The sequence below is a fragment of the Neisseria sicca 4320 genome (genome assembly GCF_000193735.1).
GTDB classification, from domain to species: Bacteria; Pseudomonadota; Gammaproteobacteria; order Burkholderiales; family Neisseriaceae; genus Neisseria; species Neisseria sicca_E.
Genome location: NZ_AEPF01000146.1, coordinates 1 through 245, shown reverse-complemented (window position 1 = coordinate 245; position 245 = coordinate 1). Strand labels below are relative to the sequence as shown.

Below are 245 nucleotides of genomic sequence, written 5' to 3'. Positions count from 1 at the left end.
TGTTCACAGCCGAAAAGCCCAACGAAAAATGGCTGACCGACGTGACCGAACTCAAAGGAAAGGACGGCAAACTGTACCTCTCGCCGATATTGGACCTGTTCAACCGAGAAATCGTCGCCTACGCCATGAGCCGCAGAGCCGACAGCGAAATGGTGAAGGAAATGCTCGAAAAAGCCGCACCCCGGCTGACCGGTGAAGGAACGATGCTTCATTCCGACCAAGGCGTGCTGTACCGTACGGCGGGG

1 protein-coding gene is annotated in these 245 nt (G+C 56.3%); it reads left to right on the top strand.

Annotation, left to right across the window (positions count from 1 at the left end):
* Positions 1-245, top strand: a 245-nt coding sequence (locus tag NSCA4_RS0111480) for a DDE-type integrase/transposase/recombinase (RefSeq protein ID WP_016688252.1), incomplete at both ends; no start/stop codon positions are given.